The organism is Pseudomonas protegens CHA0 (assembly GCF_000397205.1).
GTDB classification, from domain to species: domain Bacteria; phylum Pseudomonadota; class Gammaproteobacteria; order Pseudomonadales; family Pseudomonadaceae; genus Aquipseudomonas; species Aquipseudomonas protegens.
Window position 1 is genome coordinate 4,939,317 of sequence record NC_021237.1, and the last position, 12,983, is coordinate 4,952,299.

Here is a 12,983-nt window from a genome sequence, read left to right on the forward strand (position 1 = left end):
ATCAGGTCCTCAGAAGCCCATGCTCAGGTGTTCGGCGATTGGGCCCAGCGCCAGGGTCGGCAGGAAGGTCAGGCCGCCCACCAGCAAGATGGTCACGGTCAGCAAGGCCACGAACAGCGGGCCATGGGTGGGAAAACTGTTCTGGCCGATGGGTGCGGTCTTCTTCATCGCCAGGCTGCCGGCCAGGGCCAGCACCGGCAGGATGTAGCCAAAGCGACCGATCAGCATGCCCAGGCCCAGCATCAGGTTATGGAACGGGGTATTGGCGCTGAAGCCACCGAACGCCGAGCCGTTGTTGGCGCTGGCCGAGGTGTAGGCGTAGAGCAGTTGACTGAAGCCATGGGGCCCCGGGTTGCTGATGGCTGCTGCCGGCCCCGGCAAGCTGGCGGCCAGGGCGCCCAGCACCAGGACGCCGATGGGCATCACCATCAGGGTCACTACCAGCAACTGCACCTCCTTGGCCTGTAGCTTCTTGCCCAGGTATTCCGGGGTGCGACCGATCATCAGCCCGGCCAGGAACACTGCGATCAACACGTTCAGCAACATGCCGTAGAGGCCCGCGCCGACGCCGCCGAAGATCACTTCGCCGACCATCATGTTGATCAGCGCCACCATACCGCTCAGCGGGTTGAGGCTGTCGTGCATGCCATTCACCGAACCGTTGGAGGCCGCAGTGGTGGTCACCGACCAGAGCACCGTGGCGGTAGTACCGAAGCGGGCTTCCTTGCCTTCCAGGGGCGCAGCCTGCTCTACCGCTGCGTTCTGTAAGGCCGGGTTGGGTTGATACTCCGCCCACAGCGAGGTAGCACCGCCGATCAGGAACAAGGCGAACATGCAGGCGATGATCGCCCGGCTCTGACGCAGGTCCTTGACGTAATGGCCGAAGGTGAACACCAGGGCCACCGGAATCAGGATGATCGATACCAGTTCGAACAGATTGCTCCAGGCCGTGGGGTTCTCGAACGGGTGCGCCGAGTTGACGCCGAAGAAACCGCCACCGTTAGTGCCCAACTGTTTGATGGCAATCTGGCTGGCGGCCGGGCCCAGCGGAATGACCTGGTCATTGCCCTGCAGGGTCAGGGCATCCACGTAATGGGCAAAGGTCTGGGGTACGCCCTGCCAGACCAGGAACAGCGCCAGCAGCAGGCACAGCGGCAGCAGGCCGTAGAGGGTGGCGCGGGTCATATCGACCCAGAAGTTGCCCAGGGTGCGCACCGAACGCCGGCCAATGCCGCGGCACAAGGCAACCAGCACCGCCAGCCCGGTGGCAGCGCTGACGAAGTTCTGCACGGTAAGGCCGACCATCTGGCTGAGGTAGCTCAGGGAGGCTTCGCCGCTGTAGGACTGCCAGTTGGTGTTGGTCATGAAACTGACGGCGGTGTTGAACGCCAGCGTCCATTCCTGCCCCGGAAGATGCTGCGGATTGAGCGGCAGGTGATCCTGAAACAGCAAGATAGCAAACAGCAGGACAAACCCCGCCAGGTTGAAGGCCAGCAGAGCCAGGGTGTATTTCTGCCAGCTCTGCTCAACCTGTGGATCGACCCCGGAGATTCGATAGCAGACACGCTCCACCGGGCCCAGAACCGGGGTCAGCCAGGTGCGCTGGCCCTCCATCACCCGGTAGTAGAAGCGCCCCAGCCAAGGTGCGGGCAACAGCACCAGAGCGAAGAAGGCGAGGATCAGCCAATAGTCATAACTGTGCATAACCGCAGCTCCTAGTTCCGATCCGCGCGCAGCAGCGCAACCAATAGATAAATGAACAGGCCCACTGCCAGCAGCAGCGACACCGCGTCCAGAATGTTCATGGAATGTCTCCGTGGTACGGCGATTGCCGCGAATGCAGGCATTGTCCGCAGGGTGCCTGTAAAGGAACGAGATCGACGGGGCGGGCAGCACATAAAGAAAGCGTAAAGACTGGCGTCATCCAGCCTTTACGAGGGGCGATGAAGCGCATCGCTCGCCTCTGGAGCGCGGCTGCCCCGATGCGAGGCATCACGCCCCCATTCACTGAAGGTCAATAGTGCTAAAAATCGGCGAAACATCCTCGATACGACAGCTTTTCGTGCTTTACGACGGTGTTCCAGGAACTGGCATGGGCACTGCACAGAACAGCCGCGAGCACGTCCTAATCGTTCAGGGAGCAACCGATGAATACACAACTCAAGCCCACCTTGGGCACGCTGCATTTATGGGGCATCGCAGTCGGACTGGTGATTTCCGGGGAGTACTTCGGCTGGAGCTATGGCTGGGGCGTGGCAGGAACCCTGGGGTTTCTCGTGACCTCGCTGATGGTGGCGACCATGTATACCTGCTTTATATTCAGTTTCACCGAGCTGACCACAGCGATTCCCCACGCCGGCGGCCCGTTTGCCTACAGCCGTCGCGCCTTTGGTGAAAAAGGCGGCTTGATCGCGGGGCTGGCCACCCTGATCGAATTCGTCTTCGCCCCTCCCGCCATCGCCCTGGCCATCGGCGCTTACCTGAACGTGCAATTCCCGGCCCTGGATCCGAAACATGCCGCGGTTGGCGCCTACATCGTATTCATGGGCCTGAACATTCTCGGGGTGAAACTGGCAGCCACCTTTGAACTGGTGGTCTGCGTGCTGGCGGTGGCCGAACTCCTGGTGTTCATGGGCGTGGTGGCCCCGGCCTTCAGCTTCAGCAATTTCGCCCTCAACGGCTGGGCAGGCGCCGACGCCTTCGGCGCCCCGGCAATTGCCGGGATGTTCGCCGCCATTCCCTTCGCCATCTGGTTCTTCCTGGCCATCGAAGGCGCGGCCATGGCTGCCGAAGAAGCCAAGGACCCCAAGCGCACCATTCCCAAAGCCTATATCAGCGGCATCCTGACCCTGGTGCTGCTGGCCATGGGGGTGATGTTCTTCGCCGGCGGCGTGGGGGACTGGCGCAGCTTGTCGAACATCAACGACCCGCTGCCCCAGGCGATGAAGACCGTTGTGGGTGACAGTTCCGGCTGGCTGCACATGCTCGTATGGATCGGCCTGTTCGGCCTGGTGGCAAGTTTCCACGGGATCATCCTCGGCTACTCGCGCCAGTTCTTCGCCCTGGCCCGGGCCGGTTACCTGCCTGCCTCCCTGGCCAGGCTGTCGCGCTTTCAGACGCCACATCGGGCGATCACCGCCGGCGGCCTGATCGGCATCGCCGCCATCTACAGCGATGGCCTGATCAACCTTGGCGGCATGACCCTCACTGCCGCCATGATCAACATGGCGGTGTTCGGTGCCATCGTGATGTACATCATGAGCATGCTCAGCCTGTTCAAACTGCGCAGGGCGGAACCGAATCTGCCACGCAGCTTCCGCGCCCCGGGCTACCCGCTGGTGCCGGCCATCGCCCTGGCACTGGCCGCGGTCTGCCTGGTGGCCATGGCCTGGTTCAATGCCCTGATCGGCCTGATATTTCTGGTGTTCATGGCCCTGGGCTTCATCTACTTCCTGCTGACCGGGCAACTGCGGGCCGACGCACCGGTGGACGCCATGCTCACCGGCCGTTGAACCGCGCTCTGCTCGCACCAGGCGGATCAGGCATACAATGGAACCACTGCGAAGCGCTTTAACTCAAAGCGTTATAGGCAGGCCCGAAGGCGAACCTTCGCCTGCGGGCTACTGCCCATTAAGGAGAGCCCTATGCCCTGGTATGCCTGGTTGATTCTGGTGGTTGCTATCGGTTCTATCGTTGGCGGCTTGATGATGCTGCGCGACACCGCCAACAAGGTCGAGCTGACCGATGAGCAACGCAAGCGCGTGGCCGAGCGCAACGCACAAATGGATGCCAAGGAAGCGCAGGATCGTTAAGCCTACAGCCCCTTCACCCTAACGTGCAGGGGCTGCCTGGAAGCTCAGCGCTCCCATTCGGCCTTGGCAATGTGCAACCCATGCTGGCCCTTATAGGCTGCACGTTGCGGCTGGCTCCAGCCTTCGAGCAGCGATTCGTCCAGACGATAGATTTCCACTCCCAGTGGACGGCACACGCTTAACGGATCCTGAGCTTCAGGCCCCCACATCGGCAAGGACAGATCTCCGCCCGGACAGGTCGACAATGCACAGAGCAGGTCGATTTCGGCGAAGAACTCCAGATAATCCCCCTTCTGCGCCGGGCAGGCCTTCATGAAGTACATGTCGTCATGGTTCAGGCCCGTGCACTGGAAGATGTTCAACACATCATGCACATCGAACTCGGTCAGGCCATGAGGCAGCACTGCCCGCGTCAGGTTGGAATGGCAGTGATGGTGAAAGTCCTCGCCGGTAAGCATGCGATTCACATAGGGGTCGCAACGGGTGCCCAATAGATCGTGCAGGCGGCCACCATGCTCGTCGATGCCGTAATGGGCCAGACTGTCATCGGTGATGGTCACCAGCGGCCGCAGAAAAGGCAGGTTCGACCAGAGCCGGTCGTGGGTACTGACATGCGCCCCCTGCAACTGCCGGGTGCGCGCAGCCCAGAGGCGCTCACGTGGATCGTTGGCATTCCATACGTTGAAGTCGCCCACCTGCGGCCCTACCGGGGTGGTCACCCGAAATACGTGCCCGGCGGGCACCTTCCAGGCGCGTCCGGTACGGATCGGAACCTCGAACTGCTCGATCAGATGGCGTTGGCCCTGATTGTGCCGAATGCGTTCGTAAAACGCCTTGTCCACCTGTAGCGCCGAACCTTTGCTGACCTGATAAGCCGCTGGATAGTCTTTGTACATGGGTATCGCCCTCATTCAGTGACACAGGGATTGGTCGAGCATGTCCAACAGCAGGCGCTCCGAGTCGTCCAGATACAACTCCATGGCCTCGATGGCGGCCGCCTTGTCACCCTCCAGAAGCCATTCATGGATCTGTCGGTCGCGGACCAGCCAGGGCGCCTGAAACCGCGCCTCATCCGGCGCCGTACAAAACACCAGGCGCAACTGCGCCACCACGTTGGTGAAGAACTCATCGAATAGTGGCGAGCCCAGCAACCCCACCACATGCTGGTGAAAACGCAGGCCATGGGTTCCCACGGCGCGCCAGTCCTCGCGCTCCCGGGCAAGCTCCGCCGCTTCCATGGCATCGAGCATGCGATCGGACTGGTACTCGCGTAGCGGGCGAGCATTGGCGATGGCCTGCAACTCCAGGGTACGGCGCACTCGGAACAGATCCCGCACGTCATCAGCACCAAGGCGACGGACCACCACGCCTTTGTGCCGCACGTACCAGGTCAACCCTTCCTGCCCCAGGCGGTGCAGGGCTTCACGGATGGTATTGCGTGAGGCGCTATAGGCACTGACCAGCTCGCTTTCCACCAGCGCCATTCCGGGCAATAAACGACCACCGATGATGTCAGCCCGCAGTTCCACAGTAATGTGATCCGCCAGGGATAGTCCGTCGCTCATGGGGCACCTCACGATTGTTCAACAATTTATGAACAGCAGGTAATCACTTATCGTGCCAACTTCAATCACCCCTTATGCCCTCACGAAAAGCTGTCGGGAAGCTGTCAACGCTGACAATCCCTGCCTAGAAGTAGGGGCATGATCTGAGAATCCTTGGTTAAAATGGTCTTCTAGTTGCGGAGGTTTCTCAAATGCGTTACTCGCCAGACCATAAAGCCCAGACTCATCAACGCATTATCAAGGAAGCTTCAGAACGTTTTCGGCGTGACGGGATAGGTGCAACAGGTCTACAGCCCCTGATGAAAGCCCTGGGGTTGACCCATGGCGGCTTCTATTCCCACTTCAAGTCCAAGGATGAACTGGTAGAAGAAGCCCTGCGCGCCGCCGCCCAAGAGCTGGACGCCCATTGCGCTGCACTGTTCGCACAAGAGCATCCACTGCCAGCCTTTATCGATAACTACCTCTGCGAGTGGCACCAGAAGTCCCCTCATCAAGGCTGCCCGCTACCGACCATGAGCTCGGAACTCGGCCAGCGCGGGCAACCCAGTGCGACTACAGATGAGGTGCTCAACACCAGGCTCGAACAACTAGAATCGGTGCTGGAAGGCGAACAGAAAGCCGAGCGAAGTCTGATGCTCATGTCCACCTTGGTCGGTGCACTCATGCTTTCTCGCAGCGTGGAAAACCCGGAGTTGGGAACTCGGATACTGGAGGTGGTTCGCGAGGGCCTGAAGCAACAGGAGCGGCGCTGAAGCGATCCGCTCCAACCTACTCTTCTTATTTATAGCGAGCGGCCGCACTGCTCCTGGACAGATTGGGGCCAAGAGCCAAGCGCGCCGCCACCAAAGCCTGCCAATCCGCAGGATCGGGTAGCGAAGGCAATGTAATCAACTCACCCTGATCCAAGCCGCTCAACGCCGCATCGACCATCTCCTGTACCTCCATCACCATTTCCGCCGGAATGGCCTTGGCATCGAGCCCTGAACGCTCCCAGATTTCGGTACGAGTGACACCCGGCAAGACAGCCTGTACACGAACCCCGCTGCCCTTCAACTCAGCCTGCAGCGACTGAGTCAAACTGAGTACATATGCCTTGGTTGCACTATAAGTCGCGTTGAAACGCTCAGGAATCAAGGCCACCACCGAGGCAATATTGATAATCGCCCCACGCCCAGTCGCAGAGAAACTCGTTGCAGCCACCCCGGCCAGCCGGGTCAGTGCCACTACATTGAGCTGAATCATGTGCTCCATCTGATCCAGATCGGCGCCAGCCAAAGCCCCGTTGGCAGCTACTCCCGCATTGTTCAGCAGCAAGCTGATACGGGAGTCGTCGCGCAAACGTCGCTCGACATTCAGTAAGTCCTTCTTGAGCGTCAAATCCGCCTTCAACACCTCCACTTGCACGTTATATTTATCGCTCAACGCATTGGCTGCCACCTTCAAACGTCCCTCATCCCGAGCAACCAGCAACAAATCAAAACCTCGCTCTGCCAGTCGCTCGGCATAAACCGCTCCAATACCGGATGAGGCCCCAGTGACCAATGCTGTACCTTGGGATTGAATCGAACTCATAGCTGGACTCCTGACAATGCATGAAAGTAATGAGCGCCTTCGGCCAGAAACATTTGGCGCCCAAAAATATTATTGCCATAATATTTTCGAGCCATCATGAAAATAATCAATCCAGGCGATAGAGATTCACTGTCAGCTACCCCACTCATGAAATGCAAAAGGCCGGTCAGAGACCGGCCTTCAAACGTTATGCGGGAGAACTCAATTGACTTCGAGCTTATCCAGATTTCGTTCCAGAATTGCCCTGCCAATCCCCTTGACCTCCAGCAACTCGTCCACCGAAGCAAAGGGCCCATTTTCTTCCCGATAAGCGACAATCGCCTTGGCCTTGGCAGCCCCCACCCCAAAAAGCTCGCGTTGCAGCACAGCCTCATCCGCCGTATTGAGGTTGACCTTGCTCGCTTGAATCGGCGCCTGCTCCGCCACTTGCGCAGAACTGGGCTGGGTCTGGGGACCCGGCGCTGCTTGAGTGACAAGTGCAAAGCTGGCGAGAAAAGCAAAGATCAATGAGGTGAAAAAAGAGTTACGCATAGTGACGCTCCATGACATCGAGTAAGGAAAGCAGCTTTCCAAAGCTGCCTTCCAAACCTAGGTGATGCAGGGGACAAGTCAAAATGTAGATGGTTACTGTTTATGTAAACTTATGGTTGTAAACGGCGTTGTTGATAAATCCAATCGACAATTTCACCGTCTGGCGTATAGCCACTCACTGTTTCACGCAACAATTGGCGGAATGTGACGTAATCATCTTGATGAACAGACTCGAGCATCTTAGCTAGGTTAGTTTTCAACACACCCCAAGGCAAATAATCTTCATTAGCTGTCATAATCATCGGGTGTGGAGTGATAGAAACGTTATCACCTATTAATAGCTCTTCGTAAAGTTTCTCACCGGGCCTCAACCCGGTAAATTCGATAGCAATATCGCCATGAGGCATTTTTTCCGAGCGAACAGTCAGACCTGAGAGATGAATCATTTTCTCAGCCAGTTCTACAATTTTTACCGGTTCTCCCATATCCAATACAAATACATCCCCGCCCAAGCCCATCGACCCCGCTTGAATAACTAGCTGTGCAGCTTCAGGAATGGTCATGAAATATCGAGTAATTTTAGGGTGAGTAACAGTCAAGGGGCCACCAGACTGTATTTGTTTATGAAACAATGGAATTACAGAACCTGAAGAGCCCAAAACATTACCGAAACGAACCATTGTAAATCGAGTGTTGTTTCTTATCTGTTCACAACCAGCCACATCAAATAAAACTGGATCTTTTTCTCGACTAAGTGCTTGTAACGTCAGCTCAGCCAAGCGTTTAGTGCTTCCCATTATATTGGTGGGACGAACTGCCTTATCTGTAGATATCAAGACAAAATCTGTAACACCAGATATCAATGCTGCCTGGGCTGTATTAAGCGTGCCGATTACATTATTAAAAAAGCCTTCGGAAATATTATGTTCTACCATTGGGACATGCTTATAAGCCGCAGCATGGTAAACTGTATTAACTTTCCAGGTAGTCATTATATCAACGAGCTTTTCATGACTTTTTATAGTGCCAAGAATAGGTAATACCTTTACGGAAAGTGACTCACGAGCAACACGCCCTTCTAACTCGGAAAAAATACTATAGAGATTAAACTCGCTATGCTCGAACAACAACAATACAGTAGGACGAAGAAGCAATATTTGCCGACATAGCTCGGAGCCAATGGATCCTCCGGCGCCAGTTACAAGAACTACCTTCTTCGTCACACAGCGTTCAAGCAAATCCTCTTGAGCCGGAACTGCGTCACGTCCTAACAAATCAGCAATATCAACAGCCTGAATATCATCAACTTTCACTCGGCCACTGGCGAGATCCATAAACCCGGGAACACTTCGAACATGAAAAGGATAGTTTTCAAGAAAGCTCAAGATTTCACGACGACGCCCACGGCTTGAAGAAGGAATGGCCAAAAGAACTTCCTGCGCTCCAGTTGCATCAATCATTCGTTGAATATTTTTGGGCTGATAAACATGTAGTCCGGCGATTACCCTGTCTGCAATGCTCTTATCATCGTCAATAAAAGCAACAGGACGCATTGCTCGCCCCATCCTCAACGCCGCAACCAGTTGATTACCAGCAGCGCCTGCTCCATAAATAGCAACTTTAGGAAGATTATTATCTGTATTGGAGAAAGGCATGTGTTGTGTTGTAGAAAACCAATCATCAAGAAAGTATTGACGCATTGCTAAGCGCAAGCCTCCAATCATGATGAGGCTCAACCACCAGAAATTAAAAACAATAGAACGAGGAACTACAAACTTATGATTACTATAAACATAAACAATAACCCCCATTACCAACGCAGACAACGTCACAGCCTTAGTAATAGCGATGAGTGCATCGGTACCAAAATAACGTAAAACTGCTCGATATAGACCGAAATGGATGAATAGTGGAATAGAAACTAAAGGTGCAAACAGGAAAAGCCATGGGTGCGCCTCTAATGGATTGGCAATTTCATCAATGCCAAGACGTACAAGGAACGCTAACCACAACGCAAGCCAGACAAGCACAGTATCTACTGCGACTTGGATCAAGCGTTTTTGGCGCCTCGGAAGCTCAAGCAACCACTGACGAAACATACTAATACCCTTCTTAAATAAAAACGCCACAGACGTAAACCAGAACCCGCATCTCAGTTCTCTCTTGCGCCGGCTTTGTAGAACACTGCAAGAAGAATCAAAGGTACATAAGCTATTATAAGACCAATAATTCCTTCGAGCTTTTCTGTACCCACAAGAAAGCCTAGTGGTAATAGCCAAATTATATTTACAAATAGCACTGCCAACGTTACCGGAAAATGCCTACCGTAACGCCTCGCTGCAAATTGATAAGCGTGGCTGCGATGCGCCTCGTACAGCTTCTCCCCTCTTAATAGCCGACAGAAAAGAGTAAACGTCGCGTCGACAATGAAAACACCTAGAAAAATCAACCAACTCCAAAATAACGATGGATTAGTCCAAGCAGCCTGCAGGGCAAGCAAACCAAGAACTAATCCAAGAAATCCGCTACCTGCATCGCCCATAAAAATTCGAGCAGGGGGAAAATTCCAGTACAAAAAGCCCAAGACCGCAAGAGCCAGACCCAAAGGAGCCCAAGCTAAGTCATAGCTACCAACTATCCAATATAAGCCTGCGCCAGCTAAACAAACAAACACAGCCTCAATGGCAGCCAGACCGTCAATACCATCCATAAAATTATATAAATTAAGCATCCATACTAAGTAAAAAACTGCAAAGATATGTCCTGCCCATGCCAATTCAACATATACATTAAGTATAAGCATAGATGGCATCCCACCCAATAATGCCACCCCCAAAATTGCGGCTGTAAAGTGCCCCAATAATCTCCAGCGAGCGGGAATATGCCCATGGTCATCGAGAAACCCGATAACGGCAACCATCCCCCCTGTAACTGTAAGAGCTAACATAGTAAAAAATTGCAAATTACTGGTAATCTCTAAAACGATGGCACTGATTATAAAAACAACAACGATAGCCACCCCTCCGCCCCTAGGAGTGGGAACAGTATGAGAGCTTCGGGAGTTAGGTATATCAATAAGGCTATTAGATAAAGCGTATCTGCGTAAAACTGCAGTCCCCATCAAGGAACCAACAAACGAAAAGAACATCACCCAGTACACATGGCTCATACGCTTTTTTCCACAAAGACTGCCGCGGTTCTTTTTAACGCCTCGTTAACGTTTACTGCGGGACGCCAACCTAAGAGAAGGCAGGTCTTACTTATATCAACCTGCAAGCTTCCACATAGGCGTTGCGAAATTGCCTTACGTCCTAAGAGAGTTAAAAATAATCTAAGCATACTACTTGGAAATGGAAAAACTCGGCTTTTTACACCCAATGCATTTGCTGCTTTCGCCAACAACTCACTTGTAGAGAGATCTTCATCATCACTAACGAGAAAAGTTTGATTTGCAGCACTCTCATGATGCATAGACAGAATAACTAGATCAATTAAATTTTCAATAAAAACCAGACTACGCTTATTGTTAATCGACCCTAAAGGCAAGGGGACTCCTCGCTTAACCCACGCAAGCATAGCCTCAAAATTTGCTTTTACTCCTGGTCCATAAACCAGTGTAGGACGAATAATTACCACCTCCATACCAGTTTTCAAAGCGAGCTGGCGGAGAGCAACTTCAGCCTCATGTTTGGATACACCATATGGATCAACTGGGTTAACTGGATCATCTGCACAATAAGGTCGTGCAAGGCTAGTAGCCTCTCCATTAACTTTTATGGAGCTAATAAAAACAAAGCGACGCACACCGGCCTCAGCGGCTTGACGCGCCAACTTCAAAGTACCATGAAAGTTTACTCTTCTATATTCGTCTAGAGCAGTAGCGGAACTTTCGTTCATCACATGCACTCGTGCAGCAGCGTGAACAACTATAGATACGCCGGCCAAAGCTACAGCCCAGTCCGTTTCCGGGGATACATTGGCAGCATATACATTATTTGATATAAGCTGCAAATCACCTTCAGAGCGAAAAACTGATATGGGAATATAAGCCTCATGTAAAGTAAGTGCACGAACTAAGCAGCCCCCGACAAACCCTGCTGCCCCCGTTACCATGACGCGCTGTTTTTCCTCAAAGACTTCGTCCATCAACTTATAAACGCCTTATACTCTTTCAGCAGCAACTCCGAGCATCTGGAAGAACTAAAATTTTCCGAGGCTCGACGGTGTGCCTCAGCGCCCATAGAGTATCTCATCGATGGATTAGACAATAACGTCCAGATCCCTTCTTCCAGAGATACGGGATCTGCAACTTTAACTAGCAAACCTGTCAGCCCGTCTAAAATCGCATCAGACAAGCCATAGATATCGGTCCCGACTGAAGGGATCCCCATCGCCCCCGCTTCAATGATAACCGTGCCAAATCCTTCACGGTAACTAGGCAAACATAGCAAGTCTGCGACGGCCATATATCGTTCAGGCTCGCGGTCGTAACCGACAACTTTAACATGCGACTTTATATATTCAGGAATGCTATCAATAATTAGTTGACCTTCAGGCTCAGAAGGCCCAACCAGCACAAGAAATACATCACTGTCTTTCGCAGATATCCTCTCGAAAGCCTGAACTAACTCACTAATCCCTTTATCCGGTGTTATTCGGCCAACATATAGAACCACCTTGCTATTTTCTGAAATACCAAGTTTTGACCTCAAATCCAAGCATGTACTTTCTGGAAAGTATTTCTTATTGAATCTTTCTAAATCTATACCCGCGAGCGACCCAGCCCCCAGAACTGATATTCTCTCTGGCTTAATAATACCATTCGAAATTAGAAATTTCATTTGGCTATGGCTATCTGCATAACAGTGCGTATTGAGTATACCGACAAGCTTATCGCACGCTCTTAGAAGTGAGCATTTTAAACCAGACATAGTTACCCATGGCTGCCCAGTAAATGTATGCAATCGAACGGACCGTCTAGCAAACAGACCCGCAATAGAACATAACAATCCTGCTTTCGGTGTAGTTGAGTGAATTATATCAAAATTATATTTTCGAAAAGCCTTTATCAAAAGAAACAAACTTAAAATATCTTTTTTAATATTAATTTTACGCTCAATATTAATTGGTAAAAAATTAAATCTCTTATTTTCGAGCAACCTACTAACCGATTCATCAGCACTTGAAATGGCCGTCAAATCAACGCCAGACATTGCCAACTGCTCAAATTGAGTCTCTAGTTGCGTCACTATGAAAAACGAAACTGTGGAAACCCTAGCAACCCTGATTGCTTCTTTTGTCACCCACTAAGCCCTCGCCCGATTAAAACTCAAACCAAAAAATAACGTCGCCACTCATAAACCCCAACCTTATCCAACGGCGAGAAAATAGCATATTTATGAAAAAAAGTCACCGAACAGGGTGATACCTACGAACAAGGACAAGTACTTAATTAGCATCAATTATTTTAAATACTCAAAAAACCAACTTTCGAGAACTCGCA

General features: G+C 52.6%; 13 protein-coding genes. 3 read left to right on the top strand and 10 right to left on the bottom strand.

All coding sequences use genetic code 11. From position 1 onward, the window contains the following. Positions 1–9: 9 nt before the first annotated feature. Both kdpA and kdpF read right to left on the bottom strand, forming a co-directional pair. A complete protein-coding gene (gene kdpA / locus PFLCHA0_RS21815) occupies positions 10–1,704 on the bottom strand; it encodes a potassium-transporting ATPase subunit KdpA (RefSeq protein WP_015636557.1) in 1,695 nt (564 codons plus the stop codon). An 11-nt stretch (positions 1,705–1,715) separates the two neighbouring features. Further along, positions 1,716–1,805 carry a K(+)-transporting ATPase subunit F gene (gene kdpF, locus PFLCHA0_RS21820; RefSeq protein WP_019092894.1) on the bottom strand — a complete coding sequence of 30 codons (90 nt, stop codon included), beginning with the start codon at positions 1,803–1,805 and terminating at the stop codon, positions 1,716–1,718. Between the two features lie 342 nt (positions 1,806–2,147). On the opposite strand from kdpF, the gene eat reads away from it, so the two are divergent. Together eat and PFLCHA0_RS31365 are read left to right on the top strand one after the other, a co-directional pair. Then, complete coding sequence (gene eat / locus PFLCHA0_RS21825; protein ID WP_015636559.1) at positions 2,148–3,512, top strand: ethanolamine permease; 1,365 nt, start codon at positions 2,148–2,150, stop codon at positions 3,510–3,512. Positions 3,513–3,644: 132 nt separating this feature from the next. Next, on the top strand, positions 3,645–3,812 hold the full coding sequence (locus PFLCHA0_RS31365) for a DUF2897 family protein (protein ID WP_011062571.1): 168 nt from the start codon (positions 3,645–3,647) through the stop codon (positions 3,810–3,812). 44 nt (positions 3,813–3,856) lie between these two features. Here the strand turns inward: PFLCHA0_RS31365 and PFLCHA0_RS21830 are convergent, their stop codons facing one another. Continuing rightward, on the bottom strand, positions 3,857–4,708 hold the full coding sequence (locus PFLCHA0_RS21830; protein WP_011062572.1) for an urea carboxylase-associated family protein: 852 nt from the start codon (positions 4,706–4,708) through the stop codon (positions 3,857–3,859). 15 nt (positions 4,709–4,723) lie between these two features. Further along, positions 4,724–5,377, bottom strand: coding sequence for a GntR family transcriptional regulator (locus tag PFLCHA0_RS21835; protein WP_015636560.1), 654 nt, complete (start codon positions 5,375–5,377; stop codon positions 4,724–4,726). A 191-nt stretch (positions 5,378–5,568) separates the two neighbouring features. Here PFLCHA0_RS21835 and PFLCHA0_RS21840 point away from each other — a divergent pair, with 191 nt between their 5' ends. After that, a complete protein-coding gene (locus tag PFLCHA0_RS21840; protein ID WP_011062574.1) occupies positions 5,569–6,129 on the top strand; it encodes a TetR/AcrR family transcriptional regulator in 561 nt (186 codons plus the stop codon). Positions 6,130–6,154: 25 nt separating this feature from the next. Here the strand turns inward: PFLCHA0_RS21840 and PFLCHA0_RS21845 are convergent, their stop codons facing one another. From PFLCHA0_RS21845 to PFLCHA0_RS21865, 6 genes are all read right to left on the bottom strand, one after another. Next, positions 6,155–6,949 carry an SDR family NAD(P)-dependent oxidoreductase gene (locus PFLCHA0_RS21845; RefSeq protein ID WP_015636561.1) on the bottom strand — a complete coding sequence of 265 codons (795 nt, stop codon included), beginning with the start codon at positions 6,947–6,949 and terminating at the stop codon, positions 6,155–6,157. Positions 6,950–7,150: 201 nt separating this feature from the next. Beyond that, complete coding sequence (locus PFLCHA0_RS21850) at positions 7,151–7,480, bottom strand: ComEA family DNA-binding protein (protein ID WP_015636562.1); 330 nt, start codon at positions 7,478–7,480, stop codon at positions 7,151–7,153. Positions 7,481–7,590: 110 nt separating this feature from the next. Then, positions 7,591–9,579 carry a polysaccharide biosynthesis protein gene (locus PFLCHA0_RS21855; protein ID WP_015636563.1) on the bottom strand — a complete coding sequence of 663 codons (1,989 nt, stop codon included), beginning with the start codon at positions 9,577–9,579 and terminating at the stop codon, positions 7,591–7,593. Positions 9,580–9,632: 53 nt separating this feature from the next. Next, positions 9,633–10,649, bottom strand: a complete 1,017-nt coding sequence (locus PFLCHA0_RS21860) for an MraY family glycosyltransferase (protein ID WP_015636564.1) — start codon at positions 10,647–10,649, stop codon at positions 9,633–9,635. After that, entirely contained in the window at positions 10,646–11,626 is a 981-nt protein-coding gene (locus PFLCHA0_RS30940) for a UDP-glucose 4-epimerase family protein (RefSeq protein WP_015636565.1), read from the bottom strand. The genes PFLCHA0_RS21860 and PFLCHA0_RS30940 overlap by 4 nt, the downstream gene beginning before the upstream one ends. After that, the gene (locus tag PFLCHA0_RS21865) at positions 11,626–12,783 is read right to left on the bottom strand and encodes a glycosyltransferase family 4 protein (protein WP_015636566.1); all 1,158 of its coding nucleotides are present in this window, start codon (positions 12,781–12,783) and stop codon (positions 11,626–11,628) included. Before PFLCHA0_RS21865 ends, PFLCHA0_RS30940 begins: the two co-directional genes overlap by 1 nt. Between the last annotated feature and the right edge of the window lie 200 nt (positions 12,784–12,983).